Annotated in this window: 19 protein-coding genes and 1 tRNA gene; 7 read left to right on the top strand and 13 right to left on the bottom strand. The window is 56.9% G+C overall.

Going from position 1 to position 18,678, the window contains the following annotated elements; genetic code table 11:
* Positions 1–207: 207 nt before the first annotated feature.
* The 12 genes from ACIQUI_RS27870 to ACIQUI_RS27815 all read right to left on the bottom strand — a co-directional run bounded on the left by ACIQUI_RS27870 (position 208) and on the right by ACIQUI_RS27815 (position 12,132).
* Positions 208–435, bottom strand: a complete 228-nt coding sequence (locus ACIQUI_RS27870; protein ID WP_403204182.1) for a hypothetical protein — start codon at positions 433–435, stop codon at positions 208–210.
* A gap of 1,390 nt (positions 436–1,825) precedes the next feature.
* Positions 1,826–2,284: a hypothetical protein gene (locus tag ACIQUI_RS27865; RefSeq protein ID WP_403204185.1), complete on the bottom strand. Its 459-nt coding sequence runs from the start codon at positions 2,282–2,284 to the stop codon at positions 1,826–1,828.
* A 132-nt stretch (positions 2,285–2,416) separates the two neighbouring features.
* The gene (locus ACIQUI_RS27860; RefSeq protein WP_403204180.1) at positions 2,417–2,848 is read right to left on the bottom strand and encodes a hypothetical protein; all 432 of its coding nucleotides are present in this window, start codon (positions 2,846–2,848) and stop codon (positions 2,417–2,419) included.
* A gap of 179 nt (positions 2,849–3,027) precedes the next feature.
* Positions 3,028–3,507 (bottom strand): Mov34/MPN/PAD-1 family protein, encoded by a 480-nt coding sequence (locus tag ACIQUI_RS27855; RefSeq protein WP_403204177.1) that lies wholly within the window; start codon positions 3,505–3,507, stop codon positions 3,028–3,030.
* The gene (locus ACIQUI_RS27850) at positions 3,492–5,159 is read right to left on the bottom strand and encodes a ThiF family adenylyltransferase (RefSeq protein WP_403204175.1); all 1,668 of its coding nucleotides are present in this window, start codon (positions 5,157–5,159) and stop codon (positions 3,492–3,494) included. The genes ACIQUI_RS27855 and ACIQUI_RS27850 overlap by 16 nt, the downstream gene beginning before the upstream one ends.
* A gap of 9 nt (positions 5,160–5,168) precedes the next feature.
* Entirely contained in the window at positions 5,169–6,344 is a 1,176-nt protein-coding gene (locus ACIQUI_RS27845; protein ID WP_230381203.1) for a CBASS cGAMP synthase, read from the bottom strand.
* The gene (locus ACIQUI_RS27840) at positions 6,344–7,357 is read right to left on the bottom strand and encodes a CBASS cGAMP-activated phospholipase (RefSeq protein ID WP_403204171.1); all 1,014 of its coding nucleotides are present in this window, start codon (positions 7,355–7,357) and stop codon (positions 6,344–6,346) included. The genes ACIQUI_RS27845 and ACIQUI_RS27840 overlap by 1 nt, the downstream gene beginning before the upstream one ends.
* Before the next feature lie 393 nt (positions 7,358–7,750).
* Positions 7,751–8,026: a hypothetical protein gene (locus ACIQUI_RS27835; RefSeq protein ID WP_196155829.1), complete on the bottom strand. Its 276-nt coding sequence runs from the start codon at positions 8,024–8,026 to the stop codon at positions 7,751–7,753.
* Positions 8,019–9,002: an integrase domain-containing protein gene (locus ACIQUI_RS27830; protein WP_403204168.1), complete on the bottom strand. Its 984-nt coding sequence runs from the start codon at positions 9,000–9,002 to the stop codon at positions 8,019–8,021. Before ACIQUI_RS27830 ends, ACIQUI_RS27835 begins: the two co-directional genes overlap by 8 nt.
* 1,109 nt (positions 9,003–10,111) lie before the next feature.
* Positions 10,112–11,266, bottom strand: a complete 1,155-nt coding sequence (locus tag ACIQUI_RS27825) for a Fic family protein (protein WP_403204166.1) — start codon at positions 11,264–11,266, stop codon at positions 10,112–10,114.
* Positions 11,267–11,574: 308 nt separating this feature from the next.
* Positions 11,575–11,650, bottom strand: a tRNA-Thr gene (locus ACIQUI_RS27820).
* 71 nt (positions 11,651–11,721) lie between these two features.
* Positions 11,722–12,132 carry a pilin gene (locus ACIQUI_RS27815; protein WP_403204164.1) on the bottom strand — a complete coding sequence of 137 codons (411 nt, stop codon included), beginning with the start codon at positions 12,130–12,132 and terminating at the stop codon, positions 11,722–11,724.
* Between the two features lie 217 nt (positions 12,133–12,349).
* On the opposite strand from ACIQUI_RS27815, the gene ACIQUI_RS27810 reads away from it, so the two are divergent.
* From ACIQUI_RS27810 to yacG, 4 genes are read left to right on the top strand one after another with little or no spacing between them, the layout of a single operon-like run.
* Positions 12,350–13,558 carry a type II secretion system F family protein gene (locus ACIQUI_RS27810; protein WP_403204162.1) on the top strand — a complete coding sequence of 403 codons (1,209 nt, stop codon included), beginning with the start codon at positions 12,350–12,352 and terminating at the stop codon, positions 13,556–13,558.
* Between the two features lie 2 nt (positions 13,559–13,560).
* Entirely contained in the window at positions 13,561–14,427 is an 867-nt protein-coding gene (locus tag ACIQUI_RS27805) for a prepilin peptidase (RefSeq protein WP_403204159.1), read from the top strand.
* Positions 14,427–15,050, top strand: coding sequence for a dephospho-CoA kinase (gene coaE / locus ACIQUI_RS27800; RefSeq protein WP_391132359.1), 624 nt, complete (start codon positions 14,427–14,429; stop codon positions 15,048–15,050). Before ACIQUI_RS27805 ends, coaE begins: the two co-directional genes overlap by 1 nt.
* A complete protein-coding gene (yacG, locus tag ACIQUI_RS27795) occupies positions 15,047–15,247 on the top strand; it encodes a DNA gyrase inhibitor YacG (protein ID WP_391132361.1) in 201 nt (66 codons plus the stop codon). The genes coaE and yacG overlap by 4 nt, the downstream gene beginning before the upstream one ends.
* 134 nt (positions 15,248–15,381) lie before the next feature.
* On the opposite strand, the gene ACIQUI_RS27790 is transcribed toward yacG, so the two are convergent.
* The gene (locus ACIQUI_RS27790; RefSeq protein WP_403204156.1) at positions 15,382–16,089 is read right to left on the bottom strand and encodes an energy-coupling factor ABC transporter permease; all 708 of its coding nucleotides are present in this window, start codon (positions 16,087–16,089) and stop codon (positions 15,382–15,384) included.
* Positions 16,090–16,244: 155 nt separating this feature from the next.
* On the opposite strand from ACIQUI_RS27790, the gene ACIQUI_RS27785 reads away from it, so the two are divergent.
* The 3 genes from ACIQUI_RS27785 (at position 16,245) to ACIQUI_RS27775 (ending at position 18,561) form a co-directional block, all read left to right on the top strand.
* Entirely contained in the window at positions 16,245–16,874 is a 630-nt protein-coding gene (locus tag ACIQUI_RS27785; protein ID WP_003247546.1) for a DUF1780 domain-containing protein, read from the top strand.
* A gap of 133 nt (positions 16,875–17,007) precedes the next feature.
* Entirely contained in the window at positions 17,008–17,181 is a 174-nt protein-coding gene (locus tag ACIQUI_RS27780; protein ID WP_144170447.1) for a DUF3094 domain-containing protein, read from the top strand.
* An 84-nt stretch (positions 17,182–17,265) separates the two neighbouring features.
* Entirely contained in the window at positions 17,266–18,561 is a 1,296-nt protein-coding gene (locus ACIQUI_RS27775) for an NAD(P)/FAD-dependent oxidoreductase (protein WP_105945551.1), read from the top strand.
* The last annotated feature ends 117 nt before the right edge of the window (positions 18,562–18,678 follow it).

Here is an 18,678-nt window from a genome sequence, read left to right as displayed (position 1 = left end):
TCGGCTTCAAGGCCTTCCCTCGATGATCAGTCGAGAACTTTCGCCTTTTGAGAGGCGAAAGTCGAGATACAAGGAGCGGCCTTGCGTCGCGATGGGCTGCGCAGCAGCCCCATTCCCCGCCCTGACAGGAATCCCCTATAGCGGCCTACAGCAAAACGGGCCAGCTGCAACGACGCTCCCTGGCCCATCGCTCATCAACACCGGCGCCTAACTCTCCGTCGCCTGGCCATTGCGCTGCATCACCTTCCCACACTGCTCACTGGCCAACCGGCTGATGATCCGGATTGCCTGATGGATACCGGCCGTGTTGCGAAAGCTCAGGCGCGGGTTGTGTTCGCATTCCAGCATTTCGTCGTGCTGGACCAGGGCTTCGCCTAGCAGTTCGAGGGTCCAGGCGTAGCTTTGGATGGTGGATAGGCGTTCCTGGTCAGACATGGCGGGCCTCCGGTTTTGCGGAGTTGGTGACGTCACTTCGGGCCGTCGAGAAACGACGGTGGAGAGCGAATGCGAGGATCCTGCTCGGACTTGAGATAAGCATGCATGAGGCTCCAAGTTTTGGTTGGAGCTACCACGATCCTTCCTACGGGATTGGGTGGCAGCTGTGTGTGGGGTAGGAATACCGGGAAACTTGGAAACCCGGCCAGGCCGAAGCCTGCCCACACACAGCCGCCATGACACAGCACGGCAGGCACAAAAAAAGCGCCAGCTGTGGTGCAGGGGCGCCTAGTGCGTGCGCCAAGTTTACCAACGGGTTCCTACGCCCGGTCACGGAATTTTCCGCGACGGGGAAATTTAGCCTCACGTAGCGCGGTGGTGCAAGTTTCGAACTTGTAGGAAAAGGATACGGAAAATGTAGGACAATCGACGAAAACACGACTTTGGCGGCAAGACGTCGAGCAAGCCTAGGAAAAATAACTGCAATGTCTGTTCAAGCGAACCTCTACCCCTGCGCGCATTGCGCACAAACTGGTATCTGCAAATCTGGAACTGAAGGGGCTTCGTGCGCTGTTTGCGTGAGGTATCACCAGACCATCAACAAACTGAAAGGCAGGAGCCATGCAGGATTACCTTGTGGGACTTGCGGGGGGCTGGGGCAGGCAGAGCCAGGTACAGAGCGCATTACAAAGCGCTGGCCTTTGATCCTGTCCCTAGCGATCATCTGGCCTCTGTTCCTGGGCCTAGGTTTAGCTGCGGCGTTCAGAAGCGAACTTTTCAACCCATTGTTGGCATTTTCTGGACCGATCATAGGTGGAATTGTCTGCTTTTATTTCAATGTCCGCTCTCAAGCTCAGCCATAGGAGACAACGATCAAGCCGCGTTGGTAATTCAGGAGTCGGTTCCGTTCAGCGGCAAGAGCAAGACGTCGATTGCACATGAGCTTGCATTGGCTCAAATGTAAGAAAGCGAAGCCATGAGGTTCACGAAGAAAAAGCGCATCAAGCTTCACGGGAAATGCGCGGGCCGCTGCGCGTCCCGCAGGTGCGAGCTTGGCGACAGCTGCACGCTGACCACTTCGAGCCGGTGATTCGCTGACCGACGAGCGCATGGCTAAACAGCTCGCCAATCACCCTATTGGCAACATGATGCCGACTGCAATATCAGCAAGGGCCTTCAGACGCTTGAGGGATGGCAGCAGTGGTTGGCAGGGCAAATAAGCTGGATGCCTTTACTTTAATGGCGGAGACAGGAATCGTATCAACACACAAGTAACTGAATTTTATTATTACCCGTGAGGATACAGCCCTTTACCTCTAAAACCACCTCAAGGAGCTCGTCCGATTGCGAACTTTAACTTCAGAGGTCACCGCTCACCTAGCAGTCATCGCTACCGAATGAGCACGAAATGCCCTCTGGTGTTTCGACTTGTAAAATAGTTACCCCTGAGAACTCCACCTTCTTCAGAGAAAAGCTTGAGTGTGGAAGCACCTTCGTATGGAGGGGATGGCTCTTCCCCTATAGACTTCGGTACTACCCTGTACATATAGTGCATTAGCGGGCGCCCCGATTCGGAGTCCTTAGATGTCTTTACCAATATAGTTTCTGAGTCAGACCCCTCCGAATGAACCTCCATACTTACGGAAATTAAACTCTGTTTGACAGTGGCCCTGGCTTCTACGACTCCTCCCTCGCCATTGTTGCTCCAGTGAATTTTCATATTCCAAACGCCGTTTAGGTCTGGAAATAAAAAATCGTTGAGCATAGGGAATTTAGCCCATAACTTCCGCCAGAAAAAATGTGCGGTCACGAGTAACGTAATCTCAAGTGCGCCGGCTCCCCCCAGCACAATTCTTAAGAGAAAAGATTTTGAAATATCAGGATCGATGAAAAACAAAGCCAGGACAATGAAGAGTACTAGCGTCGCATATATTTGGCATATCAAAACAACGAGTTTTACCGGGGAGATAACTGAAAACACTTAAGGCTCCTCAAAGTAGGTTTCTTGGCCGTTTTCGAATACAGCAATTCCCAGAGAAGGGGTAGCAATCGCGCTTAGCTTTACGCCAGGAAGCGCAGACCCAAATAGTGCTGCCAAGTATCTTCCTCCAAAACTCCTCTCGCGATTCACTGAAATTCCATGAATGATCGGCGGTGAAAAATACTGGGAAACACGAACCAGCTTCAGAGTAGGTGTTAATATATGAAAGCCATCATGAAGTTCATTTTCCGTGGTGGATATTTTTGCTAGGTCCCACGATAAATTCCCGCTTTTTGGTATTACTGCGTTTTCTTTAATTGGGAATATGGGCAGCTCATACTCTTCATTCCAGACTATTATGCCAATACCGGAAAAATTTTCTCCTGCGATAGTCGCCGTCTCACTTAATATTTTGATAATTTTTCGGTTCATTTTTAGTTGGCCTTTATTCCGACATGAGCGCACTCTTCAAGCGATCCTATCATTTTTCCTTGGTCTAACTTTTTTATGTTCACTCCTTTGCTCAAGCCTCTATCGGCCTTGACGCCCGGTTCTGTCTAAGGTCACCATGCCTTCCCAGAGCACTCAGAGCGAAACGGACGGATTATAAATCACTTTGGCCATATTATGTTGCAGCGGATTAGTTGTTTTCCTAGTGACATTCCGACCCACGTATCGCCGCTCAGGCCAAGTATCAAAAACATCATGGGTTTCGATTGACGCTTTATAACTTTACTCCACTCGCCGATATCAATGTTTGAAGGAGAAGGTTTGATCTCAGGGTGAGTGTGCCACTCACCGAGATAATCAATTGTACTGTCGCTCCCCCTCCATTGCTCCATTGCAATTTTTTGATGGTAATGTGCCGCTCTGTCAAATCTGTATCGCGAACGCTGGTCAGTTATTTGAGGCGCAGTAGCCTGAACGACGTGTAGGTATGGGCCTTTTCGATAGCCTAATAGAATCCCCCCTGCCTCTGCCTTGTCGGCCCTGTCCTGGCGATACTTATCCATTGTTTGCAATGGCTCAGCTTCGACCAGAATCTTTCTATCACTCTTTTGCTCGGCGCCCCAAATTATTGCTGTTCGCATGCAGGGCAACCTTTAATTTTTGACAGGTTTTGATTTTTAATTTTGAAAATATCAGCGTTTTCCATCGATCGGGTTCTGAACTTAGGATCGGGTGAGCCCTGCAGCCAGTCGCACACCATTTCCGTTGCCAAAGCTGCGGCATGCAGCGGCGCCGAAACTGCGTACGGAGTGTACGCTCGGCAACCATCAGTCCTTCGAACTGGCACCGTTTTCAGTACACGATAGCGCTCTTTTCGATGAGAGTTTCCATCAGGCACAAGAAGGCATCTATAGCATCCGCCACCCTTATTATCGACCCATAGGGCTTGTACAGCTTCACCGTTACCACGAATCCATACGTGTAAAAAAGGTACGTGGCTTTTCCGCTGAATTCGAATGCCGTTGAGTAGTTCGCTAACTGTCTCCTCCCCGGTGGCATCGATTATCAACTCTGCCCCGAATAATTCTTTATGAGAGAACACGCTCGTCGTGACTGCTTCGACATGGCTGTGTGGAAATTGGCGCCTTAGATCCACAGCAAGTGCTTTCGCTTTTTGCTGAAAAAGTGAAGGATAGCCGAGAATATGCCGCCCTAAATTTTCGGGCCCCATCGTGTCGGGATCAATTAATTTTAAGCCGCCGAGCTTGCCTGTCCCCGCGCCGAGTCGCAGCATAGCGTGCGCCACAAAGGATCCAATGGCACCGCAGCCTACTATGGCAATACGTTTGTTATATAGGTCTTTATAATTCAAATTTCTACTATGAACAAACTGGCCGCTGACCTTATTAATGGACAGCCTGAATAGAGGTGTCCCCCCTCCTTTGTTGTGGAGATATTGTCGGTAGAGTTTGGGGCTTCGGCGGTAGCCTTTTCGCTTCATATGGTCGAGATCAAAGCCGAAGCCGATCCAGCCCACCGGGGTGTCGATTGCAAAGGAAACATACTTGAAGCTTAGATAGTCAGGCTCAGATAGCACCTGCTGAATGCTGTCTGAAAGCTTTTTGTCCCAGGTGCGAAGCCAGGTGAAAAGTTCCTTAACAGTTTTAGGCATAGCTTCCGGTACTGCAGGAATAACTGCGGTTTTGAAAATCCAGCAGCGGTACGTTGAGTTTCTAATAGTCGCGCCTAACGACGTCGCTAACCTGTTAGCTTCATCTTGGTCATTAGAAATCAAAACTCTTTTTTTCTCGGAGCTTTCGATGACAAAGTAGTTTGCGAATTTTTCCTTGTCATCGATATGCCCTAAGAGAACCTCCCATGGGACGGCTTTTTGGCCGTACTCCCAATGGGCAGGAAATTCGTTTTGAATGTCGCTGTCACGATAACTCGGGTCCATTGCGATGCGATCCATGATCGCAGTTGCTTGGTTGATACATTGCAAAACTGCCGTTGCAGGATCGTACCTGTCGAGAGTTACAGATCCTGGGGCGAAATAACAAAGGTTGCCGAGTACGTCAATGTGTGGCATCAGTTCGGGGAGAAAGTCAGGGCGATCCAATATGCGGATCAAGGGATAGGTCAAAAAGTCCCAGTCCCTGATGGTAAGCTTGACTCGCACATTGCCTTTCTTACAGGCCAACATACCCTTGAATGCGCGAGCCGGCGCCTTGGCGGCCACCGGCACAAATCCGAGTGCTCTGAGCGCCCTCAGGGTTTCTCCTAAAACGCTCACAAGCGCTCCTCAGCCAGCACTGCTGGAGAAAACTACAGGCGGAGCGACTTTTTCAGGAGCGGTGTTCCGAATCGCGTCCACTTCGCTATCCAACTCGATGAGAGAATTGTCCCAGGGCATACGGCTACCGAACTGGGATCTCATTTGGGTGATCGCTTGAGGTTTTTGATGCTCCCTCAGCATCCGGCTGTCATGAATCGCGGTGCCAAGCTCCGAGAATCGACGCGCAGCTGCCGCACGCTCGGTGTCACTCAAGCGATTGAAGTCTTCTTTTTCATCGTCAATCCCGGCTTCACGTATCTCGCTCTTGAAGACCTCACCCAGATGTTTTGCCGCATCTTCCAAGGCCAGATCGTCCCGTCCCTTGCGAGCAATGAAGTTTTGGGCGACGGCGATCATGATCGACACAGAGGTTGGTCCTCCAGACTGCCAATGCACATCTCGCCAGGCTTTAAGGTAGCAGCAGATCCGTCGCAGTTGCTCACCGTGCTCTTCAATCCGATCTCTGAACCAGTTCGCTACGGCTTCGGGATCAGATTCGCGCCATTCACCACTGCGTGTAGCCATCGCAATATGGTCCAGGTCCTTCCACTCCTGCGGCTCAAAGCTCTCGTTCATGGCGCGAGCAACAATCATGTTGTTAGCGCTGTCCAATACAACAGCCTTTTCGAGGGACGCACGCTCTGTAATTGTCGCGAATTCGTCCTCAGGTGCCGCATAGAGAGGAATGTCGATGTGAGCCCATGTGGCGACCTGAATGCGTATGCATGTTGACTTTCCAGTCAAAAGCTTCCAGCCTTCTGTCTCGCACAGATCTTTCAGCAGTTCCTCCACCAAGGCGAAATACACCTTTGCCATCTTGTGAGGAGGGCCATTTTCCTCCCAAACAGTTACGGGCAGATAAACCCCGTAATCCCAGTCCATCTCTTGAGAGGGCTGGGCTGGCACAACGCAAGTGTTGTAAGACCAAGAGCCTTGAGTACGGAAGCGGGGTTCCACTACACGATCCATGCCCAATACGGCTTTGGTCACCGCACGAATTCTGGGTTTCAAATGATCCCGAATCTTGTTCTTGCAGCCCATCAGGAATTTGCGTTGCTCAGTTGTCGGCGCGATTCGATCTTCGAAAACGTTATCGTCGGCGCCACCTTTATGAAAAAGCTTATTAAGTTTCAGCACTTTCACTACTCCCCTTCGGTGGCGCTAGCGCCATAGAAAAATTTTGGCGATGGCGCCAGATGTTCAAGGAACGGTTGTAGTTCGCTGTTCCCCAGCCAGAACTTCGACTGTTCAGAGGCAGCGCCCAGGAGCACCTCTCGCGCTGGGCCATCCGCTTTATCAAGGGCGACGGCGCTTGCGCGTTCATCCGTAAGGGTTTCGTCGATGTGGAGGTATCTACCGGGAAGGCGATGCCGAAGCATGAAGTCGCTCAACGACTCCAAGACTGAAATGGATAGGCCGAACAGACGTTTAGGGGTGTTGGCAGGGTTGATCCCTCCCCAATCGTAAGTACCTCCACTTCGGTTGCGCCCTGGGTTCGCAGTGAATTTCGAGGACATGGTCCCTATTGAGAGGAGATGGACTGACTCACAGGATTGTTCAAAGAAAATCTGTGCTTCGTGGGCCGCCAACAGGCCAGGGGCATTGGCGTATAAGCCGCCGTCGACGTACTGGTTGTGATTGAAGGTGTGCCTTGGGAAGTAGGCGGGGGCAGCGCTCGTGGCCAAGGCGATGTCGACCAGTCGGAAATTATGGTCTCGCTTGAAAGAGGGGTGGTGAGACGTTTTAAAAACCTGAGGCTGTCCGCTTGAGTAGTTGATCGCTGGGATGAGCACAGGATGCTTGCTCTCCCCGAGTGTGCGCTCACCGAAGAGCTTCGGATCGCTGAAAAGGTTCTGCAGGGGCTTCGCGGAGTATGGGGCTCTCAGAATGCCTTTAAGGGAAAATCGCCGTTTGAATATTTCCTCCCCGTGCTCCACGAATAGGTCAACCATGACCTTCGCAGGGATACCGGCCGCTACAGCTAAAGCAAGAATGCCTCCGATGGAGGTGCCAGCTATCAAATCGAAGCGTGTAGCGATGGGAGCGCCGATCTCTTCTTCAAAATCAGCAAGGATCTTGGCCGTATACAGCCCTCGATAGCCCCCACCCGATAACGCCAAGATCTGAAAGCGCTTTTGCTCTGCGTCAACCACCATTTTTTCCTCCTTGCGCAGTCGGGTTAGCTCAGATCATGCGTTATCCACAGGTCGAGCAAATTCCCAGCAAAAACCCAATATATGGGCTTCATACCGTCACTAACCGCAAGATAATGTGGTCACGACAGCTTTGCAAGGAGGGGGGCTGTGGATAACTTGTGAGTATGTATATAGATACAGCTTGAAGCCCGCAAGCCACACGGGCTGCGGCGTTCAAGAAAATTTTTTTTGGATCCATGAATCATGGCTAGTGGCCTTGTGGATTATTTTTGACGACTGAAAACCGGCGCTTCTTGCTGTGGGTAAGTAGGCTCGGAGGGGGGTATGAAAGGCTGCGGCGAGGCGGTTGTCTGGACGTTTGCTCGGTCGAGACTATCAATATCAAATCCTCGCTTAGCGGTTGAATACCCATGACTTTTCTAATCGGCGAGCGAGCAGCCGTACAGTCAGCAGGTAGTAATAACGCGTCGCCTCACTGCGCGGGCCTAGGCGATGACCGAGAAACCAAGCAACATGCTTTCTCTGCCAAGCCCAAGGCGTCTCTCGCTGCCAGCGCTCTGCGATTTCAGCTTGGATAATCTTCGCCTGGCGCAAATGGCGTTGCCGCGTCGCGTGCGACCCGGCCAGCACGCCAGCCAAGAACAGCTCCATATCGAATGGCTTACTCATGCCCACCCCCAATGTACGCAGCGACTACGTCGATCCGACCGTGCCCCAGCTCATAGCTGATTTGCTTTCGGGCCTCACGATCAAGGCGCCGATCTAACAAGCAGCATTTACCGCCGTTGATAGGGGCGCGGTGCTGGGTGATTTGCTCATAGCGTTCACACGCGAACGCTGCCCGTAATTCATGAAAGCCTTTGAGGTGGTGTGCATGGAGGATGTCCCGCGCAGGGCGGATGATTTCTTGCAGAACATTTAGGTAGCATTCGTGTGGCGCAATCAGATTGCGGCTATCCGCAGACAATACCTGTCCTGCAAACTCAAGTGCATCTCGAACATGGTCGTCCACCGAAATCCAACGGGGCGCCGAGGCGCCAGCACGGCCGCCTTTGGTGCCTTCCTGAATGTTAATCCTGCCTAGCTCGTTAGCCTCACGGCTTAGTCGTGGCAGATCCGCCAAGATTGCCTCACGCAAGCGCATGCCGGTGGCTCGCGCCAACAGAACAATCGCGGCGGCCCGTTGCTGATGATGGAGGCAAAGCGCATGAGCGATCTGCTGAACCTGTTCGCGGTCTTGGCCTTGCGGCACCGATTGGCGAACGCCAGTGCGCTGCATGCCCAACGCCTTGCTTGGGCTGCACAATTTCACGCACTGATCACCGCGAATCGCCGCCATAGTTCTGTTAACGCTGGATAGCCGGTTTTGTGCGGTGCTGACGGCGAGATCACCGCGCCCAACCAAGTCACGCAGATACGCCGCATAGTCGGCCAACACCTTTCGATCAATGTGCCGCGCATCATTGATACCGGGCCCCTGTTCGGAGCGGCACCATTTCACGAATGCCTGCCACCGATCACAGTGTGCCTTCACCGTGCCGTAGTGGCCGCCGCCGAACATGTCTTTCAGCGCCTGCGGCCCTGCATAGCTCAATTGCCTACCGTAGCCGAAATTACGGCCGTCGCGTCTACCCACCAATGCCATGTCGGTCACCTCATCTACCGTTCTACGATCCTCGCCCCACGTCATCCCGCCAAGAATGTTGAGTGTTATCAGGGATCAAGGCCCCTGCGACCTGTGGGAAATGTCCACTACGCGGGACTGGCGGCTCCTTACGTCCGGGAGCAAGGGCATCTCATGATCTGGCCTCCTGAGCACCGTTACGGGTGGGCGGGTGGAGGCAGCATTGGCTGACGAAACCAGCGGCTGAAGATCCTGAGCCATGTGCAAGCAGCAATGCGATGATCGGGGCATGCCTGACTGTCAGTCAGGTGCAGTCCACTCCCTGGTCTGCGGCACCATCATCTGCATGGCTGTTGCTGGTGACATCGGCGTTTGTCATGCCGATTGTCACGAGGGAAGTTACCGTAGAGCCCTGTTCAAGTCGGTCTGCAGGACTGATACATATGCCCGTGCCGTTTCGGAATAAATACACGGGCGCCGCGGATAACTTTGATGTCTGTAGTGGATGGCACGGGCTTCGCCCGTGTTCGCGGGCAAGCCCGCTCCCACAGGGGTTCGCGCCAGCTTTTGAAAATTGAGCAAGACAGGTGCTCTCACCTTTAGAGCCGGACTGCATGCGAGGGCGATACAGGTTCTGGTGGTGGGGTGGGTTGCGGGGCAGGTCTGGGATTTCGGCGACATTGCATAAATTGTCGGGGGCCGCTTAGCGGCCCTTTCGCGACGCAAGGCCGCTCCCACATGGTTCGCACTTGATGTCTGAGTGTGCAGCTTATTCGTGGGTTGCTAGTGGCTCTGCAAGGTCACCCTTTCGGGGTCGCCATCTGATTGTCACTGAGGCTGTAGTCGCAGCGATTCTTTAGTTTCCGGATTCACAATCCTTCAGGTCAGAACCCAGTCGAATCATCGGCCGTATGGTGGGGCCTATCGATTGTCCCTACGTCAGTGAGCGCCAGCTTCACTGCTGCCAGATTCGGGGGGCCGATTACTGGCAAGCCATGCCCGAAAATGCACAATTGCAGTCCTCGGGGTTCATCCTCCGAGATTTGGCCTGGAGGGTCAAACCATCCGCTTTGGCAGATTGTTTCTGCGGGTGACCAGGTAATGCCGGAGATTACAGCGGGAGGCACATATCAGGGATTATCGAGTGGCTCGGGAATGAAACCTTGGCCTCTCAACGCTTTGATCACACCCCGTATCAAGTAATTGTTCGAGAACCCGATCGTGTACTGCCTGGAGCCTGGGCTAACTGGTATCAACATGCCCTGCTCCACCAGGTTCTTGATCTGGTAGGTCCGTTGGCCCGGGGTAAGCTTGGGAACCGCCCGCGCGATGTCGCCAGACTTCACCACTTTCATGCTTATCGCACAGTCCAGAATCTGCTCTTCGACTGCGGTGATCCATTCCCGGCTGCGCGCATAGCTCACGGCAGGGGACAAGATCGATTTTGTCAGGTAGCCATACTGGGTGAGCCTGTCCACCTTTTCCAGCTCATCCCGAATGCCCTCCAGCACATAAACGCACCACGCCTCCAGCCCGGCTGGGGTGCCGGTATCGGCCATCCCCAACATGGCGTAATACTTCTCGCGGTCGTTGCAGAACACGGCAGTTGGGTTCAGCACCCTGCCGCCCACGTTCACGTTGAAGCCGTACTTCATCAGCAACGCATACGTGAGCAGCCTTACCACCCGCCCGTTGCCATTGCCGAACGGGTGAATCCAGCCGAAGCGATGGTGTGCAAGGGCAACCTTCATCAATGCGTACTTCGGCGAATCCTCACGGTTGATGAAGCTGACCAGCTCCTGCATGTACTGCGGCACCAGCAGCCCATCAGGCGGAAGGTGGTCCGACTGCGAAATACGCACCGACCCTTCACGGTAGGCGCCGGGTGTGCGATCCCCTTCGCGCCGTAGATCGACCACGGTCATGGCGTGCAACTCGCGGATCATGTGCTCGGTCAGGTCTACACCGGGCTGCATCACCTGTTCGATGTAATCCATCGCCTTCTCGATGTTGGCAACCTCCAGCAACTGATCGGTGCTTTCGGCAGTGCCTTCGACTTTGCTGTCGATGTAGTCCGCCAGTGTGGTGTGGTTACCCTCGATTCGGGCAGACCCCAGGCTCTCCAGCGTGTGGAAGATATCTTTGAGCTGGAAGAAAACCGGTGCCGGGGTATCGCCTTCCAGCCTTAGCCTGCGCAGGAACTCGAGCTCGCTCAGCACGTCGACCAGTGGCGAGTCGAAGGACGGGTTCAGCAACTGGAGATCGTGGTGAGAAAACTGCGGCATCTGTGAATTATCTCTAAGCGGCTTTCAGACTATCTCTAATTTTCGTGCCTAATAGCCCGAAATCATTGGGCTTAAGGCTTATCGAAGAAAAGCATTATCTCGAAAGCCGCGCAACCTTAAGTTGAAAAAGGCACGTCGATAAGTCGAATAGGCACGGAGTTGAGCATGACAGGGTGTGGGGGCCTGGCAGTCTGGGGAATTGGGGCTGCTTCGCAGCCCATCGCCGGCAAGCGCGGCTCCCACAGAGGGAATCGTGCGCTGTTGGAGGACTGGGCCTGATTGCGGGAGGTGGCAATCAGGTCTTTGAATGGTGCCGGAGACAGGAATCGAACCTGCGACCTTCGCGTTACGAGTGCGCTGCTCTACCGACTGAGCTACACCGGCGTGTAGCGCAACGTACCACTGCTCACACCCGCAACGCAAACCCCTGTTTCCACTGGTGTAATGCCCTACCCTCAGGCCCCCTTGCACCCCTTGGGCGCCAAGTCTTCCTCTATATCGGTAGTACACGCCCACCCACTAGCCGAGCGCGTCAGGGTCAGTGACTTGCCCACCACATTGGCCGGCGCGTCCACCAGCGTGCACGCAATGCTGGCGGTGCCATCCGCCGCCTTGCCGCTCGCGGTAATCGCACAATGCGTCGTGGTCGGCTGGCCACCCAGCGCAGCCACATCTGCCACGTCTTTCCCGTCATTCAACCGCAAATCCATCGCCGTCTTAAGCGCGCTGATCTCCAGCAACCCTGCCGCGGCCTTCGCGCGGGCCTGGTGGTTGGTGTACATCGGTAAGGCGATGGTGGTCAGAATGCCGATGATCGCGATGGCAATCATCAGTTCGATCAGGGTGATACCGCGTTGCCCTTTCATGAACGTATTTCCCTTGTGTGTTCGCTTACGCATTGAGGTCGGTCGCGCCCCATGCGGCAGCGGCGCAGTAGGCCTGAACAGACACCTTTTGTCACCCCTGCCCGCTTGGGCGTCATCTTCGCTGAACTACTCTAGTGAGCATCACGGACGTACGCCCCTGCATGGACGCGGCAAGCTGTTTCCAGGCTTGTCGCACGGGCACAAAAAGGACCTTTGCATGACCTCATCCACACACCTTTACAGCTGGCGCGGCACTGACGCCAACGGCACGCCGGTCACTGGCCAAACACCTGGGCGCAGCCCGGCTTATGTGCGTGCGGGGCTGATCCGCCAGGGCATCACGGTGGCCAGTTTGCGCCCGGCCACCGGGCTGAAACTCAGCCTGCCAAAGCAGCGGGCGAAGGCTGACCCGGCGGGGTTCAGCCGGCAGTTGGCGACCTTGCTCAAGGCCGGGGTGCCGCTGTTGCAGGCGTTCGAGGTGATGGGGCGCAGTGGCTGCGATGCGGCGCAGGCGGCGTTGCTGCAAAGATTGAAACAGGATGTGGCTTCGGGCCTGGGGCTGGCGGATGCGTTGCAGCGCCACCCGGCGTGGTTCGATGCGTTGTATTGCAACCTGGTGCGGGTGGGCGAGCAGTCTGGCACGCTTGATCGGCAGCTGGAGCAACTGGCGGGCATGCTGGAAAATCGGCGGGCGCTGCACAAGAAGGTGCGCAAGGCGATGATCTACCCGCTGCTGTTGTTGCTTACCGGGTTGGGGGTGTCGGCGATCTTGTTGCTGGAGGTTATCCCCAAATTCGAGAGCATGTTCTCGGGCCTGGGCGCTGCGTTACCAGCCTTTACCCAGTGGGTGATCGACTTGTCCACAGGGCTGAGTCGGTTTGCGCCGCTGTTGCTGGTAATGGGGGTGGTGCTAGGTTTTGCCGGGCGCCAGCTTTACCGGCAGCATGCGCCAGCACGGCTGTGGATATCTCGACGCGTGCTGGCATTACCAGTTTTCGGCAAGCTGCTGGGGCAGGCAGCACTGGCGCGATTCGCGCGCAGCCTGGCAACCGCCTACGGTGCCGGGGTGCCGTTGCTTGATGCACTGGGTACGGTGGCTCGTGTAACCGGGGGCGACCTGCATGAGCAGGCGGTGTTGCGCTTGCGCCATGGCATGGCCAATGGGCAGGGGCTGAACGTGGCGATGGCGGCTGAGCCGCTGTTTCCGCCGCTGCTGGTGCAACTGACCGCCATCGGTGAGTCCAGCGGCACACTGGACCAGATGCTGGAAAAGGCCGCCAGCCATTACGAGGAACAGGTCAGCCAAACGCTGGACCAGTTGACCAGCCTGCTGGAGCCGGCCATCGTGCTGATCCTGGGCGTGCTGGTCGGTGGCCTGGTGGTGGCGATGTACCTGCCGATCTTCCAGTTGGGTAGTTTGATCTGAACATGACTTTATGGACTTTGCTGGCTGAGCAGCCGGCGTACTTCCTCACCTTGGCCACGCTGCTGGGCCTGCTGGTGGGCAGCTTTCTCAATGTGCTGGTGTATCGGCTGCCGATCATGCTGGAGCGGCAATGGCAGCGTGAGGCCCAGGAGGTACTGGGGCTGCCGGTTGCGCAACATGAACGGTTCGACCTGTGCCTGCCTGCCTCCCGCTGCCCGCAGTGTGCGCATCAGATTCGCGCCTGGGAGAATATTCCAGTCATTAGTTACCTGGCGTTGCGAGGGCGCTGTTCATCCTGCAAAACCCGCATCAGCCCGCGCTACCCGGTGGTCGAAGTCGCCAGCGCGCTACTGTCGCTGGTGGTGGCGTGGCGCTTTGGCGCTTCGGCCGAGGCCTTGCTGGCACTGCCACTCACCTGGTGCCTGCTGGCGCTGAGCCTGATCGATGCCGAGCACCAGCTGTTACCGGATGTGCTAGTGCTGCCGATGCTGTGGTTGGGGCTGATCGTGAACGCCTTCGGCCTTTATGTGCCGTTGGCCGACGCGCTGTGGGGCGCGGTGGCCGGGTACCTCAGCCTGTGGTCGGTGTACTGGGTGTTCAAGCTGGTCACCGGCAAGGAAGGCATGGGCTATGGCGACTTCAAGTTGATGGCGTTGATCGGGGCCTGGGGTGGCTGGCAGGTGTTGCCGTTGACGCTGCTGTTGTCGTCGGTGGTGGGGGCGCTGGTTGGCCTGTGCCTGCTGCGTTTGCGTCGGCACGCCATGGGCACTGCGATGCCGTTCGGGCCTTATCTGGCGATTGCGGGGTGGATTGCTGTGCTCTGGGGTGATGAAATAGTCGCCTCTTACATGCAACTGCTTGGATACTGATGGCCACTGCAGCCTTTACCCCGTGGATTCTCGGCCTCACCGGCGGCATTGGTAGCGGCAAGAGCGCCGCTGCCGAGCGCTTCGTCGAGCTTGGCGTGCACCTGGTCGACGCCGACCAGGCAGCGCGCTGGGTGGTTGAGCCTGGCCGCCCGGCCTTGGCCAGCATCGTCGAGCGTTTCGGCCCTGGCGTGCTGCAGGCGGACGGCCAGCTCGACCGCGCCGCCCTGCGCCAGCTGATCTTCGCCGACCCGGCGCAGCGCAAATGGCTGGAGCAACTGCTGCACCCGCTGATCGGGCAGGAGATTTTCAGCTACCTGGCCAAGGCACAGTCGCCGTATGCGGTCTATGTGTCGCCGCTGCTGATCGAGTCGGGGCAATACCATAAGACCCAGCGCGTGCTGGTGATCGATGCGCCACAGGAGCTGCAAATAGCGCGTACCCTGGCGCGGGACAACACCAGTGCCGAGCAGGTGCAGGCCATTTTGCAGGCCCAGTTGGCCCGTGATGAGCGCCTGCGTCATGCCGATGATGTGGTGGTCAATGATGGCGACCTGGCCGCCCTGCATCAGCAGATTGATCGCCTGCACCACTTTTACCTGACTTTGAAAGGAGGCCAGCCATGAGCCAGCCATTGACCGTCGACTGCCCGACTTGTGGCGCACCTGTGGAATGGAGCGAGAAAAGCGCGTTCCGGCCGTTTTGTTCAGACCGCTGCAAACTGATCGACCTGGGGGCCTGGGCGGCTGAGGAACACAAGATTCCGGGGGCTGAAGAGTCTGAGGATGAGCTGTATTCGGGGGACCTGGAACCGCGGCATTAAGCGGGTTTCAAGGTGGCTGTGCAGGCCTCTTCGCGGGCACGCCCGCTCCCACAGGTACTGCATGGCGTTCAGTTTGCGCACTTTCCTGTGGGAGCGGGCGTGCCCGCGAAGAGGCCTGCACAGCCACCCAGATCTCAACGCTCATCCTCCTTCCACGGCGCCTGCAAATACCGCGTGCGGTTAAACGTTTCCAGCCACTCCGGGCAAAACACCACCAGTGCACTGATCACCATGCCGTTGATGAACGCCTCGGGGAACATCATCAGCCACAGGTAACCGACAAAGTCGCTGAGCCACTCCGGCATGGCAAAGCGCCCGTCCAGCCACAACAACCCTAGCGCCGCAGGCACGCAAACCAGCACGGTCAGCGCTGCCGGGAAGAACCCCGAACAGAAGATATAAACGAACAGGTTCCGCGGCTGCGCCCGTTCGACCACAATCGCACACACCTCGGTAACCAGCACCGGCAAGCCCACCAGCAACAGCCCATTCACCCCTAGCGCCGCCAGGTCCTGCCGCCCCAGCGCCAGCAGTCCAAGCTGGGCCATGAACCCACCCAGCACCGCCAACGGCCAGTCCAGCAACAGGGTAACCGCCGTCATGCCGATGAAGTGGTACGACACCCCGGTATCGAAATCGCGCCTGACCAACCACAGCGCAAACAGGCAGAACACGGTGCCAAACAGAAGGTGCTGGCGGCGGCGGTCGGCAAACAGCTCCACCCAGCGCACGCGACTGACCGCCCAGACCAACAGCGGCACAAAACCCAGCCAGCCAAGCGTAAGGGTAGTGCCGGACAACACCTGCGCGCTGATCACCTGAACAATACCCCTTGCCGCCATGTGGATTAAATCGAGTCTACACCCATTCTGCCTGTGCTTCGGCTGCGTCAGGCTGGCGCCCTCGTAGGATGCTGCAGACAGCAATAGCCGGAACAGACTGATTCCCACGCTTAAACAGCATCTTACCGTCATCGATTAGCGGCTAAGCTCTTTGCATGGATGACTCAGACTACCTGCGCCTGCTTACCATCCAGGCCGAACAAGCCAATGCCTTTCTCTCCAACGCCCGCAAGTGGGAACGGGAGCGTTGGGTGTGCCAGCGCCTTTTGCAGGGGTTGAACATTCCCTACCGCAGCGAAGACTTCACCCCGGCCGGGCAAGAGCCGCCCGACGTGTTGTTCCGCGATGCGGCGTTCGAGGTGTTTTTTGTGCTGGACGAGGGCCGCCGGCTCAACGATGAATGGCGCGAAGAGTTGCAGCGCCGGCGCAGTGCGTTTTCCCTGGCGCAACTGGTGCGCCGTGAAGCACGCCCGCGGCGCATCAGTGCCACCGAGCTGCTGGGCCGCCTGGCGCCGACCTTGCGTAAAAAGGCACACAATTACCGGGAACGCGGCCTGGAGCTGAATGAGCTGGACATCATTGCCTTTTCCAGCCTGAAGCGCGAAGTGCTCGACCTGAACACCCATTTTCCGCCGCCCACCGAATACCTGCGCCAGGGCTGGCGCTCGTTGTCGCTGGTGGGGCCGACGTTTGCCCGTGTGCTGTTTGCCCACCCCGACGCGCCGGATTTTCTGCGCGGCAACCTGGGGCGCAGCATCGTATTTGATGTAGGCATCAGTCTTTGATCCACTGCACCGAGTGTTTGCAATGGCGTACACTCGGCGCCGGGGATAGAAAGCATTATCATTTGTTTCAAGCCCTTGCGCGAACGCTGTAGCGTTTGCGCAGTCACAGACGTCTACCTGACGAGGCCCCACCATGACCAGCCGCTTGAACCCGGAAGATCAGCGTCGTGTCGATGAGTATCTGCGAGCCCCCCAGCACCAAGTCGAGCGCAGGCCCTTCCGGCCGTGGCTGCTCCTTGCGCTGGTGGTGGCCGTAACCATCGGGTTGGGTCTCATCAGCCGCCTGCTGAGTGGACTGGTGCTATGAGCTGCTTCGCGCTCGCCCTCCCCTCGTGCAGTTTGCGGCCGGCCCGCTGGGCCACGAATTCCGTAAACCTTATGAGATATCCCCATGACTCATCGCATCGTGATTGTCGGCGGCGGCGCCGGCGGCCTGGAACTGGCGACCCGCCTGGGTAAAAGCCTGGGCAAGCGCAAGCAGGCCGAAATTACCCTGGTCGACGCCAACCTCACGCATATCTGGAAGCCCTTGCTGCACGAGGTGGCTGCCGGCTCGCTGAACTCCTCGGAAGACGAACTGAACTACGTGGCCCAGGCCAAGTGGAACCACTTCAACTTCCAGCTGGGGCGCATGAGCGGCCTGGACCGTGAAGGCAAGCAGATCCAGCTGGCCGCCACCCTCGATGAAGAGGGCCGCGAACTGCTGCCTGCGCGCACCTTGGGCTATGACACCCTGGTCATCGCCGTAGGCTCCAACACCAACGACTTCGGTACCCTGGGCGCGGCGCAGCACTGCCTGTTCCTGGACACCCGCAAGCAGGCCGAGCGTTTCCACCAGCAGCTGCTGAACCACTACCTGCGCGCCCATGCCGGCGACGTGGCCAGTGAAAAAATCAGCGTCGCCATCGTCGGCGCCGGTGCCACCGGTGTGGAACTGGCGGCCGAACTGCACCACGCCGCCCACGAACTGGCAGCCTATGGCCTGGACCGCATCCAGCCCAAGGACATGCACATCACTATCATCGAGGCGGGCCCTCGCGTGCTGCCAGCGCTGCCAGAGCGCATCAGCGTGCCGGTGCACAAGACCCTGGAAAAACTCGGCGTCAAGGTGATGACCAACGCTGCGGTCAGTGAAGTGACCGAGGATGGCCTGAAAACCAAGGATGGTGAGGTAATCCAAGCCAGCCTGAAAGTGTGGGCGGCCGGTATCCGTGCGCCGGGTTTCCTGAAGGACATCGATGGCCTGGAAACCAACCGCATCAACCAGCTGGTGGTGCGCCCTACCCTGCAGACCACCCGCGATGACAACATCTTCGCCTTTGGCGATTGCGCCGCTTGCCCGCAACCAGGCAGCGACCGCAGCGTGCCACCACGCGCCCAGGCCGCGCACCAGCAGGCTTCGATGCTGGCGCAAAGCCTGAAGGCGCGGCTGGAGAACAAGGCGCTGCCGACCTACGAGTACAAGGACTACGGCTCGCTGGTGTCACTGTCCCGCTTCTCGGCGGTGGGCAACCTGATGGGTAACCTGATGGGCAGCGTGAAACTGGAAGGCTGGCTGGCGCGGATGTTCTACGTATCGCTGTACCGCATGCACCAGATGGCGCTGTATGGGTTTTTCCGCACGGCGTTGATGATGCTGGGCAGCAAGATTGGCCGGGGTACTGAGCCGCGATTGAAGCTGCACTGAAGATCGCTGGGGGCGCTTTGCGCCCCTTTCGCGACACAAGGCCGCTCCTATGTATGGACTCGCCCACACTGTCTAATTGCTTTTGAACATAGGAACCCGGTTGCATCTATGTATCAG

Origin of the sequence: Pseudomonas sp. NPDC090592 (assembly GCF_044769185.1) — a bacterium.
Classification (GTDB): Bacteria; Pseudomonadota; Gammaproteobacteria; order Pseudomonadales; family Pseudomonadaceae; genus Aquipseudomonas.
The sequence above is the reverse complement of the archived record's forward strand: the minus strand, read 5'-3'. Positions and strand labels throughout refer to the sequence as shown.